The 22893-nt window shown below is 63.9% G+C and carries 17 protein-coding genes and 2 pseudogenes; 8 read left to right on the top strand and 11 right to left on the bottom strand.

The window, feature by feature from the left end:
• Positions 1 to 7: 7 nt before the first annotated feature.
• From QIY50_09875 to QIY50_09865, 3 genes are all read right to left on the bottom strand, one after another.
• On the bottom strand, positions 8 to 1606 hold the full coding sequence (locus QIY50_09875; GenBank protein WGV22438.1) for an MFS transporter: 1599 nt from the start codon (positions 1604 to 1606) through the stop codon (positions 8 to 10).
• Between the two features lies 1 nt (position 1607).
• Positions 1608 to 2870: an OprD family porin gene (locus tag QIY50_09870; GenBank protein ID WGV22437.1), complete on the bottom strand. Its 1263-nt coding sequence runs from the start codon at positions 2868 to 2870 to the stop codon at positions 1608 to 1610.
• Positions 2871 to 3074: 204 nt separating this feature from the next.
• Positions 3075 to 3986 carry a LysR substrate-binding domain-containing protein gene (locus QIY50_09865; GenBank protein WGV22436.1) on the bottom strand — a complete coding sequence of 304 codons (912 nt, stop codon included), beginning with the start codon at positions 3984 to 3986 and terminating at the stop codon, positions 3075 to 3077.
• 279 nt (positions 3987 to 4265) lie between these two features.
• On the opposite strand from QIY50_09865, the gene ycaC (QIY50_09860) reads away from it, so the two are divergent.
• Positions 4266 to 4895, top strand: a complete 630-nt coding sequence (ycaC, locus tag QIY50_09860) for an isochorismate family cysteine hydrolase YcaC (GenBank protein ID WGV22435.1) — start codon at positions 4266 to 4268, stop codon at positions 4893 to 4895.
• A 196-nt stretch (positions 4896 to 5091) separates the two neighbouring features.
• Here ycaC (QIY50_09860) and QIY50_09855 read toward each other — a convergent pair whose 3' ends face one another.
• The 4 genes and pseudogenes from QIY50_09855 to QIY50_09840 all read right to left on the bottom strand — a co-directional run bounded on the left by QIY50_09855 (position 5092) and on the right by QIY50_09840 (position 9570).
• Positions 5092 to 5670: a PBECR2 nuclease fold domain-containing protein gene (locus QIY50_09855; GenBank protein WGV22434.1), complete on the bottom strand. Its 579-nt coding sequence runs from the start codon at positions 5668 to 5670 to the stop codon at positions 5092 to 5094.
• Between the two features lie 152 nt (positions 5671 to 5822).
• Positions 5823 to 6116 carry a hypothetical protein gene (locus QIY50_09850; GenBank protein ID WGV22433.1) on the bottom strand — a complete coding sequence of 98 codons (294 nt, stop codon included), beginning with the start codon at positions 6114 to 6116 and terminating at the stop codon, positions 5823 to 5825.
• Between the two features lie 453 nt (positions 6117 to 6569).
• The gene (locus tag QIY50_09845; GenBank protein WGV22432.1) at positions 6570 to 8357 is read right to left on the bottom strand and encodes a monovalent cation:proton antiporter-2 (CPA2) family protein; all 1788 of its coding nucleotides are present in this window, start codon (positions 8355 to 8357) and stop codon (positions 6570 to 6572) included.
• A gap of 237 nt (positions 8358 to 8594) precedes the next feature.
• A pseudogene (locus QIY50_09840) lies at positions 8595 to 9570 on the bottom strand (GlxA family transcriptional regulator).
• A gap of 137 nt (positions 9571 to 9707) precedes the next feature.
• On the opposite strand from QIY50_09840, the gene QIY50_09835 reads away from it, so the two are divergent.
• Both QIY50_09835 and ycaC (QIY50_09830) read left to right on the top strand, forming a co-directional pair.
• A complete protein-coding gene (locus QIY50_09835) occupies positions 9708 to 10070 on the top strand; it encodes an AraC family transcriptional regulator (GenBank protein WGV22431.1) in 363 nt (120 codons plus the stop codon).
• A 72-nt stretch (positions 10071 to 10142) separates the two neighbouring features.
• A complete protein-coding gene (gene ycaC, locus QIY50_09830) occupies positions 10143 to 10769 on the top strand; it encodes an isochorismate family cysteine hydrolase YcaC (protein WGV22430.1) in 627 nt (208 codons plus the stop codon).
• A 115-nt stretch (positions 10770 to 10884) separates the two neighbouring features.
• Here the strand turns inward: ycaC (QIY50_09830) and QIY50_09825 are convergent, their stop codons facing one another.
• Positions 10885 to 15933, bottom strand: coding sequence for an AAA family ATPase (locus QIY50_09825; GenBank protein WGV22429.1), 5049 nt, complete (start codon positions 15931 to 15933; stop codon positions 10885 to 10887).
• A 238-nt stretch (positions 15934 to 16171) separates the two neighbouring features.
• Between QIY50_09825 and QIY50_09820 the strand changes: the two genes are divergently transcribed.
• Both QIY50_09820 and QIY50_09815 read left to right on the top strand, forming a co-directional pair.
• Entirely contained in the window at positions 16172 to 17164 is a 993-nt protein-coding gene (locus QIY50_09820) for a response regulator (protein WGV22428.1), read from the top strand.
• On the top strand, positions 17161 to 17529 hold the full coding sequence (locus QIY50_09815; protein WGV22427.1) for a response regulator: 369 nt from the start codon (positions 17161 to 17163) through the stop codon (positions 17527 to 17529). The genes QIY50_09820 and QIY50_09815 overlap by 4 nt, the downstream gene beginning before the upstream one ends.
• Positions 17530 to 17621: 92 nt before the next feature.
• Here QIY50_09815 and QIY50_09810 read toward each other — a convergent pair.
• The 3 genes and pseudogenes from QIY50_09810 to QIY50_09800 all read right to left on the bottom strand — a co-directional run bounded on the left by QIY50_09810 (position 17622) and on the right by QIY50_09800 (position 19897).
• Positions 17622 to 19113 (bottom strand): annotated as a pseudogene (locus QIY50_09810) (YifB family Mg chelatase-like AAA ATPase).
• Between the two features lie 163 nt (positions 19114 to 19276).
• Positions 19277 to 19630: a gamma-glutamylcyclotransferase gene (locus tag QIY50_09805; GenBank protein ID WGV22426.1), complete on the bottom strand. Its 354-nt coding sequence runs from the start codon at positions 19628 to 19630 to the stop codon at positions 19277 to 19279.
• Positions 19631 to 19897: an accessory factor UbiK family protein gene (locus QIY50_09800; GenBank protein WGV22425.1), complete on the bottom strand. Its 267-nt coding sequence runs from the start codon at positions 19895 to 19897 to the stop codon at positions 19631 to 19633.
• A gap of 402 nt (positions 19898 to 20299) precedes the next feature.
• Here QIY50_09800 and glnK point away from each other — a divergent pair, with 402 nt between their 5' ends.
• The 3 genes from glnK to sutA all read left to right on the top strand — a co-directional run bounded on the left by glnK (position 20300) and on the right by sutA (position 22775).
• Positions 20300 to 20638: a P-II family nitrogen regulator gene (glnK, locus tag QIY50_09795; GenBank protein ID WGV22424.1), complete on the top strand. Its 339-nt coding sequence runs from the start codon at positions 20300 to 20302 to the stop codon at positions 20636 to 20638.
• Between the two features lie 46 nt (positions 20639 to 20684).
• On the top strand, positions 20685 to 22016 hold the full coding sequence (locus QIY50_09790) for an ammonium transporter (GenBank protein WGV22423.1): 1332 nt from the start codon (positions 20685 to 20687) through the stop codon (positions 22014 to 22016).
• 429 nt (positions 22017 to 22445) lie between these two features.
• Positions 22446 to 22775 carry a transcriptional regulator SutA gene (gene sutA, locus QIY50_09785; protein ID WGV22422.1) on the top strand — a complete coding sequence of 110 codons (330 nt, stop codon included), beginning with the start codon at positions 22446 to 22448 and terminating at the stop codon, positions 22773 to 22775.
• Positions 22776 to 22893 lie beyond the last annotated feature (118 nt).

Here is a 22893-nt window from a genome sequence, read left to right as displayed (position 1 = left end):
GCCAACATCAATGGTGAGCCTTGTGCACACCTCCAGCCAACAGATGCCGGATCTTCACCTCAATCCCATCGGTCTGCAGCACCCGCACCCGGGCCTCGATCTTCAGCTCACCCCGGGTTACCCGGTGGTGGTGCCGCAAATGCTCCAGCCACGACTCCTCGAAGAAGAATTCCAGCCACAACGCCGGGTCCGCACTGTCGCGCATCAACCCCCACGACAACGCGCCATTGCGCTTGCGCATCGCCTCCAGCTCCCGAGCTGCCTGCTGGAATGCCTCGGCCTTGGCCGGGTCAACGTGGTACTCCACGGTGACCATCACCGGCCCGCTTTCCTTGTCCATGTCGTCGCTCAGCAGCGGCACTGGCCAATGCAGTGAGGGAGTCAGCTCCTCGGCTGCGGTTTCCGGCAGCGTCACCTTGCAGGTCAGCAGCGTGCCCAGCGCCAAACCACCTGCGGCCAGCAGCAGGCTCAAGGTGATCGTTGCATGGCTGGCCAGCGTGCCCCACAGCAACCCGCCACTGGCCATGGCACCAAAGAAGATCAGGATGTACACCGACAACGCCCGCGCCCGTACCCAGGCCGGCACCGAGGTCTGCGCCGCCACCTGCAGGTTGGACAACACAGCTATCCAGGCAGCGCCGCTGAGCAGCATCGCCGGCAGCAGCACATAGAAATTGCGCACCAGCGCCAGGGCCAGCAGGAACAGGGCATACAGCAGGCTGGCGAGCAGTACCAGGCGGTCGCGGCTGATGCGTTCGCGCAGGCGTGGCAGCAAGGTGGCGCCGGCCACCGCACCGATGCCGATGGCCGCCAGCAGCAAGCCGAAATCGGCGGCAGTGCCATGCATCTCGCCACGCACGATCAGCGGCAGCAGCGAGGTGCCGGCGCTGGCGCAGAAAAAGAACGCCAAGGCGCGTAGTATCACGGCTTGCAAGGGCTTGGCGCTGCGCGCGAAACGCAGCCCGGTGCGCATGGCGCCGACGAAGCGCTCGGCCGGCAGCAGCGGTTCCTTGACCTCGCGTTTCCACAGGAACAACACCAGAATCACCCCGGCGAACGAGATGGCATTCAGGGCGAAGGTCAGCCAGGGGCCGACCATGCTCACCACCACGCCCGCCAAAGCCGGGCCGATGGCGCGCGACACATTGATACCGACACTGGACAGCGCCACCGCGTTGGCCAGGTCGTCCTTGCCTACCAGCTCCGGTGTCAGCGCACTCCAGGCCGGCATCATCAGTGCCGTGCCGATGCCCAGCGCCAGGGTAAGCACCAACAGCAGGGTGACGCTCATCAGCCCGAGCAGGGTCAGGGCCGCCAGCACCACGGCAACCGCGGACATCCACAGTTGCACCAGCAACAGGTAACGGCGCTTGTCGACGATATCCGCCGCCGCGCCGGCCGGCAGGGCGAGGAAGAACATCGGTAGCGAGCCGGCTACCTGGATCAGCGCCACATGCAACGGGCTGGCCGACAGTGTGGTCATCAGCCAGCCGGCGCCTACCTCATGCATCCAGGTGCCGATGTTGGAAGCGATGGTGGCAATCCACAGCATGCGGAAGGTGGTGTTGCGCAATGGGCTCCAGGCGCCTGAAGGGGATGTGCTCATGTCAGAAGCTGCCTTTGAGTGGGTATTCGATGATCAGGTAGATCCGGTCGATGTCATCGCCGGCCTGGGCCTGGTTGGCGCGGTGGCTGACGTGGGAAAACGACAGGCTCAGGTCCTTGGCGGCGCCCGACTGCACCACGTACTTCAGGTCGATGTCGCGCTCCCAGTGCTTGCCGCCTTCGCCGTACTGGCCCACGTAGGCGCCGCCCGCCGGGGCATGGCTGCCGTCGATGCCACGGCCGCTGACATAGCGCCCCATCAGGCTCAGGCCGGGGGCGCCGAAATTGGCGAAGTCGAGGTCGTAGCGCAGTTGCCACGAGCGCTCGCCGGGGCCATTGAAGTCGGCGTACTTGATCGAGTTGGCCAGGTAGATGGAGTCGCCGCCAACGAAGTCGAACGGCGTGTCGCTCTCGACCTTCTGGTAGGCCAGGCTCAGCGCCTGGGCGCCGAAGCTGTACCTGGCCAGCAGGCTGTAGGCGAGGGTGTCGATTGCCCCGGCACTGGCATTGCCGGTGTCGCGGGTCTTGTACAGATTGCCGTCCAGGCGCCAGTTGCCTTCGGCCAGGTTCAGGTTGAGGTAGGCCTGGCGCCAGGTGTCCTCCAGCTGGCCAGCGTACAGTGCACCACCGAATGGCCCATCGGGAGCGAACGCGGCACCGGCCAGGCTGATGGCGCGGTTGTCGGTGGTAGCGCCGTAGCCGCTGAAGTCATCATGGCTGGAGCTGTTGTCCTGATTGTTGAAGGCGGTGAAGCGCCCGGCCTGCAGGCGCCAGTCGGGCAGATCGGTGTTATCCAGGAACCAGCCGGTGGCGTACTCCGGGTGCAGGCGTTTGTCGCTGGTGTCGAACACCGGGGTTTCCACGGTCATTTCGCCGTAGCGCAGCTGGGTATTGCCCATCCTCAGCTTGAGTGCTGCACCGGCGCTGGAGTAGTCGGACTCGGCACGGCCATCACTGTCGCGCGGCAGCAGGCCAGTGCCGGCATGGCCGCGGCCGCCGTCCAGTTTGAAGCCGAGAAAACCATGGGCATCGATGCCGACGCCGAGTGTGCCCTCGGTGAAACCGGAGCGGATTTCGCCGATGAAGCCCTGGGCCCATTCCTGGCGGTAGTTCTGGCCACTGCCGGAGGGCGAGCGGAAGTCGCTGTGCAGGAAGTAGTTGCGGCTGAGCAGCGACCAGCCGGGCTCTTCGGCCTGGCTGAGCGCCGGGTACAGGGCGAGGGTGGCGAGCAGGGCGCGGCCTGGTCCGTGAGTGGCGCGGATCATGGGGGCTCCAGGGGGGATGATCCGGGATTGTGGATGAAGGATAGGCAAGGGGGCTTGTATGTGTGTGCTCTGGCTGGTCTTGCCTGTGCCGGCCTCTTCGCGGGCTTGCCCGCTCCCACAGGTTCACCACAGGCTCTGAACCCTGTGCAATACCTGTGGGAGCGGGCGAGCCCGCGAAGAGGCCGGTAACAGCCAACCCAGAACTCAAGCCATGTCGCTGATCGCAAACTCCTCGGCCAGATGATCGATCAACGCCCGCACCGACGGCAGCAGCCCCCGCCGCGACGGGAAGATCGCATGCACGATGCCGCAACGCGGGTGCCAGTCCGGCAGCAACTCCACCAGCCGCCCCGCCGCCAGGTCTTCACGCACCGCCACCCGAGGCAGGTGCGCAATACCCACCCCCGCCACCACGAAATGGCGCAGGGCAAACAGGTCATCCGTCACCATGCGCGGTGTATGCGGGATGACGATGCTGCGGCTGCTGTCCTCGCCCTGGAACAGCTCCCACTGGTATTCGCGCTGGGCGCTGCCCCAATGCACGCTCGGCAGTGTGCCAAGCAGTTGCGGGTCGAAACCCTTGGGCAACTGCTCCAGGTACTGCGGCTGGCCGACCAGGCACTGGGTACTGTTGCTGAGTACCTTCATCACCATGTCGGTGTTCTCCAGCGGCGGAAAGCGCACCCGCAGAGCGACGTCGAAACCCTCGTGCAGCAGGTCGACACGGCGGTTGGTGCTCTCGATGAACAGCTCCACCTGCGGGTACTTGAGCATGTAGCGGGTCAGCATCGGCCCGACCCAGGAATTGAGCAGGGTGGTCGGGCAACTGATACGCACCAGACCGCGCGGTTCGCTGCGGTTGCGCTCGATGATCTCCGCCGCGCCCTCGGCCTCCACGCGCATGGCCAGGCAGCGGTTGTAGTAGGCCTGTCCGATCTCGGTGAGCGAACAATGGCGGCTGGTGCGGTGCAGCAGACGCACGCCCAGGCGGTCTTCGAGATCGGCGATGCGCCGGCTGAGCTTCGACTTGGGCATGTTCAGCGCCCGGCCAGCCGGGGCGAAGCCGCCGTGCTCGACTACCTGGGTGAAGTAGTAGAGGGAGTTCAGGTCTTCCAATGATCGGTCTCCGGTTGTTGGTTGCCTGTACTGGCCTCTTCGCGGGCACGCCCGCTCCCACAGGTACCGCACTGGCCTTGAATCTTGTGCGATCCCTGTGGGAGCGGGCGTGCCCGCGAAGAGGCCAGTAAATCCAGCGCCAATCTATCGTTCACGAAACAGAACGCTAAAGCCAAATTCTGCTATCTACCGCCACAAAGGTGATGATTTTAATCTGTGCCCATCAACGCGAAACACCCCAGATTGCTGAAAAATTCATAACCTTCAGGAGCACAGACCATGAGCAAATTCACCTACAACCGCCTGAACAAAGACGACGCCGCTGTCCTGCTGGTCGACCACCAGGCTGGCCTGCTGTCGCTGGTCCGCGACATCGAGCCGGACGCGTTCAAGAACAACGTATTGGCCCTGGCCGACCTGGCCAAGTTCTTCAACTTGCCGACCATTCTCACCACCAGCTTCGAACAAGGCCCGAACGGCCCGCTGGTGCCAGAGCTGAAAGCCCTGTTCCCGGACGCCCCGTACATCGCCCGCCCAGGCCAGATCAACGCCTGGGACAACGAAGACTTCGTCAAGGCGGTGAAGGCCACTGGCAAGAAGCAGCTGATCATCGCCGGCGTGGTGACCGAAGTGTGCGTAGCCTTCCCGGCGCTGTCGGCCCTGGAAGAAGAGTTCGAAGTGTTCGTGGTCACCGATGCCTCCGGCACCTTCAACGCCATGACCCGTGACGCCGCCCATGACCGCATGAGCCAGGCCGGCGCACAACTGATGACTTGGTTCGGCGTGGCCTGCGAGCTGCACCGCGACTGGCGCAACGACATCGAAGGCCTGGCGGCGCTGTGCTCCAATCACATTCCGGATTATCGCAACCTGATTACCAGCTACAGCGCGTTGACTGCGGGTAAGTAACACCAAGTAATCTGATGCATGGCCTCCGCAATGGGGCCATCGTTGACTTAGTCCAGGAGTGTTGTTAGCGTTTCACCTGAGCGCGAAACCAGCTGCCATTCAGCGGCAATAGCTGGTGTAGGAACCCCGTCGATGGCTGAATCATCAGCGTCGGGTGAGACCTCCACACCCCGGCTTGAGGGTGTGTATACGAATATCAAGCACGAGCACAGGGCCACTGGTTACAGTGGCCCTTTTCTTTGCTCGGCACATAAGCGTACCGCTTGTAGAGCAGTTTGCCGTGGCGATGCTTATTCAGTGCCTTTGCATCGCACTGCATGAAATTCCACAGCATTTTGCCGTTATCGAGTGTCACGACCACCAGCATCTGCCGCTTGGTCTCGTACACGCCAATGAACGCCAGCCTGTAGGTGTCATTGGTGTAGGCAACCTGCCATACCTCAAATGGTCCGATCAGCGTATCCAGCGCTACTTTTACATAGCGTTCCCGGGCATCTTGTCGCTTCTCGACGATGTGATGGATACAGCTGCGTTGAATCCGGATGTTGCCCATTGGCGTTCTGACGGTTACTACGCTGGCTTCTTCACTGTTCAAACCCAGATGCTGCGCAGCAAGTTCGATTGCTGCTTCATGCGAATCGGCAGCAGCCAATTCTTCGATAGCCCGTGTACGCAATTCACGCGCGAGCGTTCTGAGGTCGGGTAGCTGCTCGTCCAGCCAAGTGTTCTGGCCTTTCTTCTCGGCGACTTTCGCGGTGGGGCTGTTGGGGCTCAATGAGATACCTGGCTGCGATCAGTGCGGCCAAGTGAGCCTAGGGAGAAGGGTTTCCTCGAACAATCAGACGGTGATTGACTCTTTTTGTAGGGCGTTTCCTATATTGAGGCGGAGCAGGCCGGTTACCGCAGCCTGCTCTGTGCAAAAGCGCTTCAACTTACAGGCTGCGACTCAATCCCATCCAGCAATGCCTCAACCAATCCTTCTGCCATTTCGAGCGCATTCAGGTTGCTCCAGAACAGGCTCTTGCCGGTTTCATCCAGGTGTTCCAGGGCTTTGTAGCCACAGTCGTAGGCGCCGCGCAGGTACTGGGCGACATGCACCAGGGCGTCGTGGGCAGAGACGTCTGGGTTTACTGTGAACAAAGGTGGATGGCCGGCATCGCAGCGGCTGAAGGCGCGTTCTTTGGTGTTGGGGAGAGGTGGATTGGGAACAATTTTTTTCATAGCCAAACTCCGATAGAGGTTGGCCGGCACCATCCGTTTCCACGCGAAGGGTGGCGGCTGCACGCGGGGTGGAAAGCCAGGCTATCGGAACCCCGGCAGGCCATTCGGCCTCCCGCGCGCAGCTGCCATGACAACAGCTATTCCGATTTACCTGCCGGGTTTCCACACCCGATCGCTGAACCGACAGCGACCCGGCAAGCCTAGAGAGCAGGCTTTCCCCGGACAATCAGACGGGCTTCGACACGGTGCGTAGGATAATTCGTCAGATGGTATGGCTGAGTAGGAAATGGCTCGCAACGAAGTAGGATGCTGCTGATATTTTTGTGCATTGGGTCCGCTACGCGGCCCTTCGCGGGCTCGCCCGCTCCCACAGGGACTGCGCTGCCTGGCAGGTTTGCGCATATTCCTGTGGGAGCGGGCAAGCCCGCGAAGAGGCCGGCACATGGCGATAGCTCAATCCGCATCCGAATCAAACAACCGCTCCAACTCCGCCCGGGCCTCCTTGGCCGTCTGCATCACCTTGGCCCGGTCATCACGCACCTGCCCCTGTGCCTCCAGCACCTCTTCGTCATGCTGGGTAAACCGCGCAATCCGGTCCGCCGCCTGCGCGTCGCTCAACCCCAACCCCACCAATGCACGGCGGGTCATCTCCAGGCTGGAGTAGAACGTCTCGCGAATCGGCTCGGCGCCGGCATCCGCCAACTTGTGCACATGCTGGCGGTTGCGCGCGCGGGCCAGTACCTTCAGGTGCGGGTACAGGCGTTTCACCCTTTCCGCGGTGTGAATGGCAGCTTCCGGGTCGTCGATGGTGATGATGAAGTATTCCGCCTCGCCCACCTTGGCCGCATGCAGCACCTCGGGGCGCAGCGGGTCGCCGTAGAACACCGGCACCTGTTCGAACATACGGGTCATCTCGATGGTGTCTACCGAGGTTTCCAGGGCAATGAACGGAATCTTCTGTGCCCGCAGGATACGCGCGACAATCTGGCCCATGCGGCCCATGCCGACGATCACCACCCGTGGCGTGTCAGCCTGGATCTGCTTGTAATGCTCCGGCACCTCACGCGCCGGTTGCGGGCGCTTGAGGGCGTGGGCGCAGCCAATCATCAGCAGCGGCGTAATAGCCATCGACAACGTGATGGTCATCAGCAGCAAGTCGTAGGTCTGGGTATCGAACAGGCCCTGGTCCTTGCCCAGCTTGAACACCACGAAGGCAAATTCGCCACCAGCAGCCAGCACCATGCCCAGGCGCAGGGCGCTGGCGCTGTTCAGGCCACCGACCAGGCGGCCGACGCCGACCAGCAGCACCAGCTTCACGGTCACCAGCAGCAGGGTCAGGCCCAGCACAACCAACGGCATTTCCAGCAGCAGGTGCAGGTTGGCACCCATGCCGACACTGATGAAGAACAGCCCCAGCAACAGGCCCTTGAACGGCTCGATCTGCGATTCCAGCTCGTGGCGGTACTCCGAGTCGGCCAGCAGCAGGCCTGCAAGGAAGGCGCCCAGGGCCATGGAAATGCCGGCTTCTTCCATCAGCCAGGCAGTACCGATCACCACCAGCAGCGCGGTGGCGGTGGATACCTCTGGCAGACCGGTACGGGCGACGGTGCGGAACACTGGGCGTAGCAGGTAGCGGCCGCCGATGATCACCACGGCGATGCTGGCGAACACTTTCAGGCCGTGTTGCAAGCTGTCGCCATGGCTGGTGTCCGGGCCGCTGGCTGCCAGCAGCGGCACTAAGGCAATCAGCGGGATGGCGGCGATGTCCTGGAACAGCAGAATGGCGAACGCCAAACGGCCGTGCGGGGCGTTGAGCTGCTTGCTCTCGGCCAGGCTCTGCAGGCCAAGGGCGGTGGACGACAGCGCCAGGCCCAGGCCGAGCACGATGGCCGCCGGTAGCGTCTGGCTGAAGCCGAACAGGGCAATGGCGCCGATCAGCGCACCGGTCAGCAGCACCTGGGCGGTACCGACGCCGAACACGGCCTTGCGCATCAGCCACAGGCGCTTGGGCGACAGTTCCAGGCCAATGATGAACAGCAGCAGGACCACGCCCAGCTCGGAAATGTGCGCCACGCTTTCGGTGTCGCGGATCAGGCCCAGCGCCTGCGGGCCGATGATCACACCGGCGAGCAGGTAACCGAGCACGGCCCCCAGTTGCAGGCGCTTGGCCAGCGGGACGGCGAGGACAGCGGCGAGCAGGAAGATCACCGCGGTTTGCAGAAGGCTGCCTTCGTGTGGCATTGGCTCGTACTCCATGAGCTGCCGGGGCAGCGTTAGATCAGTTTGGCGGACGATTTTGGGGGTTGAGATGGCGTCGAACAATCTGCTCTCGGGGAGAAACATTGTCCCGATACGGGTGACAACCTGTGGTGATCTCTTCGCGGGCACGCCCGCTCCCACAGGTACAACACTGCCCCTGAGGCCGGTGTAATCTCTGTGGGAGCGGGCGTGCCCGCGAAGAAGGCAGCGCAGATCCGACTATTCACCGCCACCAAACTGCGCCCGATACTGCGCTGGCGTCATGCCAATCCGCTCGCAAAACACTTTGCGCAAATGCCGGTCACTGCCAAACCCGCACTGCGCAGCCACTACCTTCAAGGGCAGGTCGGTGCCTTCCAGCAGTTTGCGCGCCCGGTCGATGCGCGCATTCTGCAGGTACTGCAGCGGCGTGATCCCAACCTCGCGCAGAAAGGTCCGGGCAAAGTTGCGCCCGCTCATGGCCACCAGGTTTGCCATTTTCTGCACGGTGAAGGCTTGCTCGATATGGTCGACGATGTACGCCTGCACCCGGGCAATCGGCGAATCGTCTCGCGGTACTGCCGCCAGCAGTGGCCCGTAGGGTGTCTGCCCGCCCTGGCGATGGCGGGCGACCAGCAGCACCTTGGCCACTTCCAGGGCCAGCGCCTTGCCATGGTCCTCGGCCACCACCGCCAACGCCAGGTCGCATGCCAGCGGTGATGCCGCCCGAGGTAATCAGGCAGCGATCAATCACGTAGATCTGCTCGGTCTCGACCTTGGCCTCGGGGAACGCCTTTGCCAGGCGCTCCACGTAGTTCCAGTGGGTGGTGCAGCGATAGCCATTCAGCAGCCCGGCCCGGCCCAGCAGGAAGACCCCGGTGCAGATGGCGCCGAAGCGTTTGGCCCGGCGCACGGCCTGGGGCAGCCAGCGTTCGATGCCTGGCAGGGCGATGTCATAGGCCCCTGGGCCGCCTGGCACCAGCAACAGGTCGACGGCTTCCGGCAAGTCCTCCAGGCGCAGGTCGGCGATCACCTTCAGCCCGCATGAGCCGCGCACCGCCGTTTGCCCCTCGGCCAGGGTCAGCAAGCGGTATTGCTGCTCGGCAGGCAGGAACCGGTTGGCGATGGCGAACGCATCCATGGGCCCCGTGACATCCAGCAACAACACATCGTTGAACAGCACCATGGCCACGGTGCGGTGGGCGTTTTGCTGCATACCTCTTGGCTCTGTAGCTGAATATGTCATGCATCTTAAGGTATCCAGCCGCACACAATTAATAACAATTCAGGTTTGCCTCAGGACTTTGTCATGTGCCGAGGGCGAGACTTTCTGCATTGAACAGGAGAGTCGCCATGCACCTCGGGACGCCCCAAGCGCCGCTGCAAACCCCCGGCGCGCTTACGCCTGCGCGGTTGCGCCGGGCCAAGGAACTGATGTTGCACAGCCCGTTGTCGATCATCGAGATCGCCGGCGTGTGCAACCTCACACGCAGCCACTTCTCCCGCGCATTCAAGGTCAACACCGGCCTCTCGCCACAAGCCTGGCGCCTGCTGGCACGCATGGAAAAGGCCAAGCGCCTGCTCGCCACCGAGGCGCCGATCACCCATGTGAGCCTGGAATGCGGCTTCTGCGACCAGGCCCATTTCACCCGTGCCTTCAGCCGCCTGGTCGGCCAGCCGCCCAAGGCCTGGCGCCAGGCGCACGCCCATTCTTAAGCCGAACCTATCCGCCGGTATAGCCCCTTGTGGACAGTGCCGGCCCGTTTCCCAACCCAAGGAGTCACCCCGATGAGCCAACCCGATTACAAGCGCCTGAACAAAGACGACGCCGTGGTGCTGTTGGTCGATCACCAGACCGGCCTGATTTCGCTGGTGCAGGACTTCTCGCCCAACGAGTTCAAGAACAACGTGCTGGCCCTGGGCGACCTGGCCAGGTTCTTCGGCTTGCCGACCATCCTCACCACCAGCTTCGAGCAAGGCCCGAACGGCCCGCTGGTACCCGAGCTGAAGGAGATGTTCCCGGATGCGCCGTACATTGCCCGCCCAGGCCAGATCAACGCCTGGGACAACGAAGACTTCGTCAAGGCGATCAAGGCCACTGGCCGCAAGCAGCTGATCATCGCCGGCGTGGTGACCGATGTGTGCGTGGCGTTCCCGACGCTGTCGGCGCTGGCAGAAGGTTTTGAAGTGTTCGTGGTGACCGATGCTTCTGGCACCTTCAACGAAACCGTGCAGCAGGCGGCCTGGGTGCGCATGACCCAGGCGGGTGCACAGATGATGAACTGGTTCTCGGTGGCCTGTGAGCTGCACCGGGACTGGCGCAACGACATCGAAGGGCTGGGTAACCTGCTGTCGCAGCGCATTCCCAACTACCGCAACCTGATGAACAGCTATGCGGCCTTGAGCGCCCGTTGATGTAAACCTGTACCGGCCCCTTCGCGGGCACGCCCGCTCCCACAGGGATAGCGCACAGCTTGAGAGCTGCACGGTTCTGTGGGAGCGGGCGTGCCCGCGAAGAGGCGGTACAGGCTTAAGAAGCATTCACAGGCAACGTGAAACGAATCCGGCACCCGCCCAGCTCCGACACCAGCGCCTGCAACTCCCCACCATGGGCCTGCACCACCGAGCTGCAAATCGCCAAGCCCATCCCCATGCCGCCCATCTTGGTGGTATGAAACGCATTGAACACCCGCTCTCGCTCATCCACGGCTATCCCCGGCCCGTTGTCGTCCACGCAGACCTCCACCCCGTCCCCGACCACCGCCAACGCAATGCGCAGCACCCCGTCGCTGCGATACCCCGCGAGCGCCTCCAGGCCATTGGTAATCAGGTTGAACACCAACTGCTGCAACTGCACCGGGTCGGCCATCACGCTCACCCCCGCCTGCAACTGCGTCTGCACGTCCACCGTGCCCTTGGCGGCATCGGCCGAGGTCAGGCGCACCACTTCGCGGATCAGTTCGTCCAGCTTCACCACCTTGAGTTGCATTGGCGACTGCTTGGCCAGCGAGCGCAGCGCACGCACTATGTTGGCGGCCCGTTCGCTGTCGTTGCGGATGTCTTCCAGGCCGGCAATCGCCTCTGCCAGGTCGGGCTTGGCGCGCTTCAGCCAGCGCAGGCTGGCAGCGGCGTTGGAAGCGATGCCCAGCAGCGGCTGGCTGATCTCGTGGGCGATGGATGCCGACAGCTCGTTCATCACCTGCAGGTGCGCAGTGCGCGCCAATTCCGCGCGTGAGCGGCGTAGCTCGGCTTCCATCTGGGCGCGGGTCTGGTTGTCTTCGGCCAGGCGTGTGTACAACTTGGCGGTCTGCAGCGACACCGCCGCCTGCGAGGCGAGGATTTCCAGCATGGCCAGGCGCTGGCTACCGAACAGGTTCGGCACCAGGCGGTTTTCCAGGTACACCAGGCCGATCAGCACGCCCTGGATCACCAGCGGCAGGCACAGCACCGAACGGGCATTGCGCGCCTGCAGCTGCTGGCGGAAGGCCTCGGGGCAATCGCTCTGGGCATCGTTGAGCACCAGCGGTTTCTTGGTGCGCATGGTGGCGTTGATGATTGATAGCGGCGCCTGGGTCATGAACTTCTGGCAATCGTCCATGCTCACGTGCAGCCCGGCGTCGTCGATGTAGGAGAGGGCAGCCATCTGGAATTCGGCACCGCTGACGATCAGCAGTGCACCGTGGTCGGCGCCGGAATGCTGGGTCAGCTGGCCCATCAGGATTTCGATCAGGCCCTCGAGCAGCACTTCCTCGGACAGCGCCCGGGCTGCCTTTATACCGGCTTCCAGATCGAGCCTGGCCTGGTGGGTGGCGCGATGGCTTTCCTGGATCGGCTGGGTGCGCAGGAACGGGTGCAAAGCCTCCAGCTGGTGCACCTTGCCGGTCGCGCCCCAGATATGGAAACAGTCGCGGGCGATGCGTAGGTGCAGGTTGGCGCCGGAGATCAGGCCGCTGGGGATACATACCTCGGCCAGCTGTTCGTGGGCCAGCGCCTGCTCGTGGATGAAACCGGCAGCGCTGGCGGCGATCTGTGCTTGGTCGAAGCAGCGGATGGCGGCCAGGCCGTCGCCTTCGAGCTTGGCGATCACGCCTTCGATCAGCAACAGCTTGTTGCGGAAGGTGGCCGGGTTGAAGCCGGCCCAGCGGCCGAAGCGTTCGCGCAGAGCCTGAAGCTCGCGCAGCTTGTCGGCAGGGCTGCCAGCGGCCTCGGGGCTGCCCAGGGCCAGGCCGCGGAACAGGTGATAGTCGGCCAGGTTGATGTGCGCCGGTCCCGCCCAGGTGTTGTCGCCGGCCAGTGCCAGGTTGCGCATGGCCTGCGGGATGTTGCCCAGGTAGAAGTCGCACATACCGGCCATCAGGTACTGGAAGAACCGCGTGGTGGGCGATTTCGAGGCTGCGGGCAAGCCCGGGCAGGGCATGCTGCTCAATTTGGCGACGAACGCTTGCTGGGCCTGCAGGATCTGCTCGATGTCGCGGTAACCGTAGCGACGCACGGTGGCCAGGCCTTGCGCCAGTTCCTCCAACACATCCGGCAGGTAGCGGCCCATGAACAGCGAATCGGAAACCAGGTGGTTGCAGGCATAGCAGCTCATCGCCAGGTCACCGCTCAGGCGCCCCGAGTCGACCGCATCCAGCGCGGTACGGCGGGCGAACTCCATGGGCGAGGTCCAGGCGCTGACCTGGTCCAGGGCCAGTAGCGCACTGGTCAGGTCAGCGTCGAAACCGTGCCGCTCGATCAGCTTGAGCGCGGCCAGGCAACAGGCATGGCCGTCATGGTAGGCGCCGAAATGCTCGGCGATCATCACCCCGTACCAGGCCATGCCGTAGGTGCTCCCCGGGGCAACGCCGTGCAGCAGCGACAGCTCCATGAGCTTGGCCAGGTGCAGGAAGCAGATGTCATCCTTTACGAAAAACGATGACGAAAGGGTGGCCAGCAGGCTGATGGCAACCGTCACTTCCTCCGAATCGGTGCACGGTAGCGACTCCAGGCAGTGCCGGCCTTTCTGTTCGACCAGAGCCTGTACCCGGGCATGACTGGCCTCGACCTGTTGCCAGTCGGCACCCCGCACCGGGCTTGTACCCAGCAAGTCCAGGCCGGATATGGCGCTGTCGATGGCCGCCTGATAGTCGCCGCGCAAGGTGTACAGCAGAGCCTGCAGCCGGCACACCCGCGCCTGGTCCAGCGACGAGCGTGCGCGCTGGCGGCATTCGCTGATGCGCGCCTCGGCCGCGGTCATTCGCGACAGTTGCATGTCGCACTCGGTGGCCATGCAGGCGATGGCAAAGCCATGCGTGGCGCGGCTTTCCAACGTGGCGCCGTGGTGCAGCAACTGCTCGGCCGTATGCAGGTAGCCAGCGGCCTGCTCTAAGGCGCCGTCGTCGCGTGCGCGTGATGCTGCTTCGCGTAAATGCAGCAGGAACGTTTCGCAGTCGTCCGCTGCAAACCCGTATGGGCTGGCGCGTTGCAGCTGGTTGGCGAGTTCGAACAGCACCTCGTGCAAGTCATCTTGCCAGGCGCGGCGCATGGCCAGGGCAATATGTGCATGCAGCGGGGCACGCTCGCGCACGGGCGTGAGAGCGTATGCGGCCTCCATCACCCGTTCATGGGCAAAGCCCAGGCCGTTCTGGCCCGGTTGCAGGAAACCCGCGTCAATCAGGGCTTTCAACGGTTCGCCGGGCACTTTGGCGAGGACATGGTGAAGCAGGCGTTCATCGCAACGGCTGCCCGCGGCGCCAGCCACCCGCAGCAGGTCGCGCTGCGCTGCTGGCAGGCGCGCCAAGCGGTCGATCAGCAGGTCGGCGACATTGTCGGAGTAGCGATGGCGGGCCACGGCCTGCAGGCACCATGACCAGCGCATGGCCTGGGCGTCGAAGGTGAACAGCTGATCCTCCACCATGGCCCGGAGGATCTGATTGATGAAAAACGGGTTGCCCGCCGTTTTGCCGTGCACCAGTTCGGCCACCTGAAATGCATCCTCGGGGCCGACGTGGTAGCGCTCGCCGATCAGCTCGGTCACCGCACCCACGTCCAGGGGCCGCAGGTTCAGCGTGGTGCTGCGCACTGTTGCAGGTAGGGCAAGGGGTGTACTACCGGCTGGTGCATCATTACGCCGTGCGAAGATCAGCAGCAGGTTGCCTGGCGCGTGAGCCAGCAGTAGCGCCAGTAGTTGCTGGCTGGCGTCGTCGGCCCACTGCAGGTCATCGAAGAACAGCACCAGCGGCTGGCCGGGGCGGCTGAACACTTGCAGGAATTCGACGACCGCCCGCAGCTCCTTCTGCAGCGTCAGACGCGTGGGCTTGGCTGGCAGTTCGGGCAGGGGGCCGAGGACCAGTTGCAGGTCTGGCGCCAGCTTGGCGAGCAGCCGGCCGTGGCCTTTAATGCGGCGCAGGATCTCGCGGCGCAGGGTGTCGAGGTCCTGGCTGTTCTTGGCCAGCAACTGGGTGGTCAGCGCGCCGAGAATTTCGACCCAGGGCGCGTAGGGAATGGCCTGGGCAACGCTGTTGCACCTGCCGATGGCCCAGTAGCCCTTGGCGTTGGCCTTGAGAGCTGCCTCGACCAGGCTCGACTTGCCCATGCCGGCGGCACCGTTGATCAACAGGGCATGGGGTTGGCTGTCGCGGCGCAGGGCCTTGAGCAGCAGGGCGATGGCTTTCTGTTCGGCGCAGCGGCCATACAGGCGTGCGCGGCTTGGCGTGACCGGGTCGGCACAACCTGGTTCGAAAGCCTCCATCGTCTTGCCGGCAGCCGACTGCCGCTGGCAGTGGGCCAGGTCCACCGCCAAGGCGCGGGCACTCTGGTAGCGGGCGTCCGGCTCTTTGGCCAAGGCCTTGGCCAGGATCCGGCTGAGGGGCTGCGGGACATTGCGGTTCACTTCGCAGGCCGCCCGCGGCTGCACACCGGCATGCAGCTGTCGCCAGTGCTGGGTGTCGCGCCCGGCCAGCGGCAGTTCGCCCAGCAGTAGCTGGTAGAGGATCGCGCCCAGGGCATAGATGTCGGTGCGTCGGTCGCTGCTGCTGCCGTGCGGGCAGACCTGTTCCGGCGCCAGGTACGCCCAGTTGCCGAGCGGGGTGCCTTGTTCGCTGATCAGCTGCGCCGGGTCGGCGCGAAAGCAGCCCAGCCGCACGCGCTGGTTGGTGTGCAGGCACACATGCTCGGGTTGCAGCGCGCCGTGCAGCACATTGCGTTCGTGGGCCAGGGCCAGGGCAGTGGCCGCGTTTACCGCGACTTCGAGAAACGGCGCCAGGGCCATCGGGCCTTCAGCGATCAGGTCAGCGATGGAGCGGCCGGCCGGGTACACCAGCAGCGGGCCTTCGGCCGAACGCACGAACGCCGAGGGGATCACCGCCCACTGCGGGTCCAGTTGCAGGCGGTAGTCACGCTCCAGGCGCTGGCAGGCGGCGGGGGCCTCGCGCGGGGCGCGTACGGCGATCCAGGCCTGTTGGGTGTCAGGGTCTTGAAGCCGGAAGTAGCTGAGCTCACCTTCCTGGCCCAGCGCGCTGATGTCACACCGATTCAGCCAGCCCTCGTCGATGGACTGGTCGTAATCGATGGGCCTGTGGGCAAGGCGTTCATCGAGCATAAGGCACCCCTGCTAGCGACATCCTGACGTGCGAGTATACGCAGCGGGCCCAGTACGGATGCGGGCTGCAGCCTGCTTGGCAGAAACGGGCACGCTGTTGTCCGTTATCGTCCCCTGCTGGGTGACGGGCTTTTGTATAGTCCTCAGGCCAACCTATCCCTCGGGATAATTGTCTGAAGGCGTACGCTGGCCTAGGCTGCCCGGGGTTGGAAAACGCCCGTGCCCGCGCGAGGAAGCCATGATCCGAATAGGTAATGCCCAGGTGTCGCTGGAGCGGCGCGAAGTCTATATTGACGGCCGGCCGATCCTGTTGGGCGGGCGAGCCTTCGAGGTGCTGGCGACGCTGATCAAGGCCAAGGGCCGGGTGGTCGGCAAGGACGAGCTGTTCAGCCAGGTGTGGGCCGGAACGGTGGTCGAGGACAACAACCTGCAGGTGCAGGTGTCCTTGCTGCGCAAGGCCTTTGGCGACCGTGGCCTGATCCAGACCGTGCCGCGGCGGGGCTACCGCCTGGCTGCCGAGATCAGCTTCGAGGTGCCTGGCACCCTGTCGGTCCAGTCGCCACTGTGCGCCGGGGCCGACACTGTCGAGCTGTTCGATGAGCACTTCAACGTGCCGGTGCTGGTGGTGGATGACGACCCGTCGGTGCGTACGGCGTTGGGCCGTCTGTTGCGTTCTCAGGACATTCCCCATCAGTTGTTCGCCAGTGCCGAGGCGTTGTTCGAGGCCCGCCTGGAAACGCCCTGTGCCTGCCTGTTGCTGGACATGCACCTGCCCGATACCAGCGGCCTGGAGGTACAAGACGCGCTGCGCCGGCTGGCGCTACCCTGGCCGATCGTGTTCATGACCGGCTTCGGCACCATCCCGATGACTGTCCAGGCCATGCGTGCCGGGGCCGTGGAGTTCCTGACCAAGCCGTTCGACGAAGACCAGCTGCTGACACTGTTGCCGGCGGTGCGCACGCGCGCAGTGGTCGAAGGCCGCAAGTGGCACCATGCGCGGCAGGTCGAGGAAAAGTACCAGCGCCTGACCCAGCGTGAGCGCCAGGTGTTCTCGCTGGTGGTCGGCGGCCTGTCGCACAAGCAGATCGCCAGGCATATCGGCACCAGCGAGGTTACGACCAAGGTGCACAAGAAGAACATCATGAACAAGATGCAGTCCCGCTCGCTGCTGGAGCTGGTGGCCATGCACAACGTCATCGGGACGCGGCCTGAGGGCCTGGGCGGCGCATGAGCAGAGCGGTGTGCATCGTCGACGACGATGCGTCGGTGCGCAAAAGCCTGGCCAACCTGTTGCGCTCAGCCGGGTTCGAGAGCCTGTCTTTCGCTGCGGGCGATGTGTTTCTGGCCTCGGCGTCGGCGCGGCAGGCGGGGTGTGTGCTGCTCGACCTGAGGATGCCCAGCATGAGCGGGCTGGCGGTGCAGCGCGAACTGGCCCGGCTGGGCTGGCGTTTGCCGGTGATCTGCATGTCGGCGCATTGGGATGAAGGGGCGGTGCACGCGGCGATGGCGCTCGGGGCGCTGGCCTGCCTGGGCAAGCCATTTTCTGACGAGGTGCTACTGAAGGTGGTTGAAGAGGCTTTGACTGGCGATCAGTGAGGTATTGCGGTCCCGGCCCCTTCGCGGGCTCGGCCCGCGAAGAGGCCGGTAGCTTTAACATCGATCCGGCGCTGCAAAGCAGCCCCGGCAATCTAGCTGCTCCCCGGCCGGTACTGCAGGGCCTCGGCCAGATGCGCCCGGCCAATTGCCTGGCTACCTTCCAGATCCGCCAGCGTTCGCGCAACCTTCAGCAACCGATGCGCCGCGCGCAACGACAGGGTCAGCCGTTCACAGGCCCCCTCCAGCCAGGCTTGGTCCGCCGCCGCCAGCCCACAATGGCGGCGCAACCCCTCAAGGTCGAGAAACGCATTCGCACACCCTTGCCGACGTTGTTGCAGTTCACGTGCCTCGGCCACCTTGGCCGCCACATCGGCACTGGTCTCGCCGCAGGGCTGATTGTTCAGCGTGGTGCTCTCCCGGGCCACGGTCAGGTGCAGGTCGATACGGTCCAGCAACGGCCCTGACAGCTTGTTGCGATACCGCGCGATCTGCTCGGTGCTGCAACGGCAGCGGCCAGTGGGATCGCCCAGATAGCCGCAAGGGCAGGGGTTCATTGCCGCCACCAGTTGAAAGCGTGCGGGGAAACGGACCTTGTCGCGGGCCCGGGCAATCACGATCTCGCCCGACTCCAGCGGTTCGCGCAACACTTCCAGCACACGCCGCTCGAATTCCGGCAGTTCATCCAGAAACAGCACGCCGTGGTGGGCGAGGGTAATTTCGCCCGGTTGTGGCCGGCTGCTGCCGCCGACCAGTGCCGGGCCGGAAGCGGAGTGGTGCGGATGACGAAAAGGCCGCTGCGGCCAGCTGTTCAGTGGCGTATGGCCGCTGACCGACTGGATTGCCGCCACTTCCAGTGCCTCGTGCTCGTCCAGCGGTGGCAACAGCCCCGGCAGGCGGCTGGCGAGCAAGGTTTTGCCGGTGCCGGGGGGGCCGGTGAACAGCAGGTTATGTGCCCCGGCTGCCGCTAGCAGCAGGGCGCGCTTGGCCGCCAGCTGGCCCTGCACCTCACTCAGGTCCGGGTACGGGCGTTGATTGCAGGATCAGGCCGTTGGCGGCATACGGCGGCAACGGCACCTGGCCGTTCAGGTGGGCGACCAGCTCCAGCAGGTGCCCCACCGCATACACCACCAGCCCGCCTGCCAGGCTGGCTTCCTCGGCGTTTTCCCGTGGCACCACCAGCGCCCGGCCTGCTTCGCGTGCCGCCAGTGCCGCGGGCAACACGCCCTGCACCGGGCGCAACTTGCCAGACAGCGCCAGTTCACCCAGGCATTCGACCTCGGCAAGGCTGGCCGTTGGCACCTGGCCATCGGCGGCGAGGATACCCAGGGCAATGGCCAGGTCATAGCGCCCACCATCCTTGGGCAGGTCGGCGGGGGCGAGGTTCTGGGTGATGCGCCGCTGCGGGTAGTTCAAACCGGAGTTGACGATGGCGCTGCGTACCCGGTCCTTGCTTTCCTTGACCGTGGTTTCCGGCAGGCCGACCAGGGTGAGGTGGGGAAGGCCGTTGGCCAGGTGGGTTTCGACGCTGACTGCCGGTGCCTGCACACCCACTTGGGCGCGGCTGTGGACGAGGGCTAGGGACATGGACGCTCCGTTGTCGCTGAAAAGGGCCGCTTCCTGCGGCTTTGCAAGCATAGCGAGCGCGACCCGGGCCGGCGCAGGAAGTGTGCGTCCTGGTTTTTCAGGCAGCGATTGCCCGCTGCATGCTCACCCCGTTGGGTGGGTGCCGGCTGCGCGCCCGAAGGACTCAGGCGCGGACATAGACCCAGGCAGTCAGGCCCGAAGCGAGGGTGACGGCCACGCGTTTGTAGTCGGCGACTTCATAGCGGTCCGCTGCCGCCAGCTCCTCTTCGCTGATCTGGAAGACCATACCGGCCACGCTGTCGTCGCTCTGGCTGCTGGGGCTGACGATAGGGTGATGGGACTTGCCGCTGGCCGCGAGCACGGCCGGGTCGGTGATCTCGACCCAGTCCTGGCGGTAGCCCGGCATGCGGTCGGCCTGCCCGCTCAGTTCGCGGCCGAAGTTGGCCAGTTGCACGGCCTTGTCCTGCAAGGTGCCGTAGGAAAACAACAATACCGGGTAAGCGCTGGAGGGCTGCATTCACTCATCCTGTGGGGTCGGGTCAAGCCGGGCTTCCAGCTCGGCTACCTGTTTTTCCAAGGCCTCGAGGCGTGCACGGGTACGCGCCAGCACGACCATCTGGCTGTCGAATTCTTCGCGGCTGACCAGGTCCAGCTTGCTGAAGGCACCTTGCATCAGCAGCTTGAACTGGCTTTCCAGTTCGGCGCGGGGCTGGGCGGTATCACTGCTGAACAGGCGCGAGGCCTGGTCGCTCAGGGCGTCGAGAAGGGCTTTGGGCGCGAGCATGGGGCGGTCCACTGATACTGGGAAATGGCCGGCAGTGTAGCACGCATGCATGTGCATTCGGCCTCGTCGCTGGCTCCTGCAGAAAGCAGCGCCCCTCTGAAACTGCACATTTTTCGAGCAACGCGCCAGGTCGGACCGCACCGAAATTGTGCATGTTTTCGATGCTGGCGACTGGCCAATCCCGACTGATTCACATAACTCGCTGTTTTCCCGCGCGTTGGCAGAACTGGCAAGGTTTCTGCAACGCCCCGTACGAGCCATGCACTGATGCGGTTCTTTGTGACCAGGCAGTGCGCATGCGGAGCCGGATGCCGACGACGCGTTACAAAGCCAACTGCTGCGCTTAGACTTGAGACGGGTTTGTTTTCCTGGGGCAAGTCCACCAAATCGGGAGAGAGTTTCATGAAGCTAGTCACAGCCATCATCAAGCCGTTCAAGCTGGACGACGTGCGCGAGTCGCTGTCGGAAATCGGCGTGCAGGGCATCACCGTCACCGAAGTCAAAGGCTTCGGTCGGCAGAAGGGCCACACCGAGCTGTATCGCGGTGCTGAATACGTGGTCGATTTCCTGCCCAAGGTGAAGATCGATGTCGCCATCGATGACAAGGACCTTGATCGGGTAATCGAAGCCATCACCAAGGCAGCCAACACCGGCAAGATCGGTGACGGCAAGATTTTCGTGGTGAATCTGGAGCAGGCGATCCGTATCCGTACCGGCGAAACCGATACCGACGCGATCTAAACAGCAACAAAGCCTCACCAAACCCAACGCCCCAGGAGAAAACAACATGACTCTGCGTAAGATCGCAGGGCTAGGAGCCCTATTGTCCCTCGTAATGCCCGGGCTTGCCCTGGCCGAGGAAGCTGCCCCAGCGCTGAACTCCGGCGACACCGCCTGGATGCTGACCGCAACGGCGCTGGTGCTGTTCATGACCATTCCGGGCCTGGCCCTGTTCTATGGCGGCATGGTGCGTTCGAAGAACGTGCTGTCGGTGATGATGCAGTGCTTTGCAATCACTGGCCTGATGAGCATTCTCTGGGTCGTCTACGGCTACAGCATGGCCTTCGATACCACCGGTATGGAAAAGGGCGTGCTCAACTTCAATTCCTTCGTCGGCGGCTTCTCCAAGGCGTTCCTCAGCGGCGTCACGCCCTCGAACCTGACCTCGGCTGCCGCGCTGTTCCCTGAAGCGGTATTCATCACCTTCCAGATGACCTTCGCCATCATCACCCCGGCGCTGATCGTCGGTGCCTTCGCCGAGCGCATGAAGTTCTCCGCGATGCTGGTGTTCATGGGCATCTGGTTCACCCTGGTCTATGCGCCTATCGCGCACATGGTCTGGAGCGGTGACGGTGCGCTGATGTGGGACTGGGGCGTGCTGGACTTCGCCGGTGGCACCGTGGTGCACATCAATGCCGGTATCGCTGGCCTGGTCTGCTGCCTGGTGCTGGGCAAGCGCAAGGGCTACCCGACCACCCCGATGGCCCCGCACAACCTGGGCTACACCTTGATGGGCGCGGCCATGCTGTGGATCGGCTGGTTCGGCTTCAATGCTGGCTCTGCCGCGGCCGCCAACGGCACTGCCGGCATGGCTATGCTGGTGACCCAGATCGCCACCGCTGCCGCAGCCCTGGGCTGGATGTTCGCCGAGTGGATCGGCCACGGTAAACCGAGTGCCCTGGGCATCGCTTCGGGTGTGGTCGCAGGCCTGGTCGCCATCACCCCGGCTGCCGGTACCGTAGGCCCGATGGGCGCCCTGGTGATCGGCCTGGTCTCGGGCGTGGTCTGCTACTTCTGCGCCACCAGCCTCAAGCGCAAGCTGGGCTATGACGACTCGCTGGACGCCTTCGGCGTGCACGGTGTCGGGGGCATCCTCGGTGCGATCCTCACTGGCGTGTTCGCAGCGCCAGCGCTGGGTGGCTTTGGCGCGGTCACCGACATCGGTGCCCAAGTCTGGATCCAGGCCAAGGGCGTGATCTTCACCGTGGTCTACACCGCCATCGTTACCTACGTGATCCTCAAGGTGCTGGATCTGGTGATGGGCCTGCGGGTCAGCGAAGAAGAAGAGTCGGTCGGCCTCGACCTGGCTCAGCACAACGAGCGCGGCTACAACCTGTAACTGCGACGCGGTAAAAACTTGCCCGGCTTGCCGGGCATTTTTTTGCCAGATTTTTAGCATTTCCCGCACGGCAAACGGTTTATCCGACACGTTCGCGACTTAGGCTGAAAACTTACAAAACGCAGAGCATTCATGGTGCTTTGCTTTTTCTGCTGGCGCGCTAGAATGCGCGCCGAAGGGTGTTTGACGAGTAGTCCACACGCTTCGCCAGCCTTTGCTAGGCTTGCCAATAGCGTGTGGCCAGCAGGGGCTAAAGGATTTGTCAGGTCCTGCCAGGAGCAGGTCCTGCTGGGTGCCGCCTCCCATCAGGAGCGCCGACCCATGGGCAGTGGCCTAACCCACGGCCAGTTGAATTTTCACTGGTGGCTGCCGGTCTACGGCTGCACTGGTCTATAACTAACCTGCTTTTCGCAAGTCATGAGGTAGAACATGAGCGACGACGATCTGGAAAATGATGACCTCGAAGTAGGCGACGAAGACGAGGGCGATGAAGGCCTCGAAGCGGCAACTGATGACGTTGCCGAAGATGCTGGCGATGACGACAGCAGCCCGGCACCCGTTGCCAAGGGCAAATCCAAGGCGGCAGTCTCGGTAGACGAGATGCCGAGCATGGAAGCCAAGCAGAAAGAGCGTGACGCCCTGGCCAAGGCCATGGAAGAGTTCCTCGCTCGCGGTGGCAAGGTTCAGGAAGTCGAGGCCAATGTGGTCGCGGATCCGCCCAAGAAACCGGACAACAAGTACGGCAGCCGCCCTATCTGAGTGGCTGAACGAAAAAAGCCCGCCGTCGCTGCGGGCTTTTTTGTGCCTTTGGGTTTTGTGTTGCCTGTGCCGGCCTCTTCGCGGGCATGCCCGCTCCCACAGGATCACCGCAGGCTTA

The sequence above is a fragment of the Pseudomonas putida genome (assembly GCA_029953615.1).
GTDB lineage: Bacteria > Pseudomonadota > Gammaproteobacteria > Pseudomonadales > Pseudomonadaceae > Aquipseudomonas.
The sequence above is the reverse complement of the archived record's forward strand: the minus strand, read 5'-3'. Positions and strand labels throughout refer to the sequence as shown.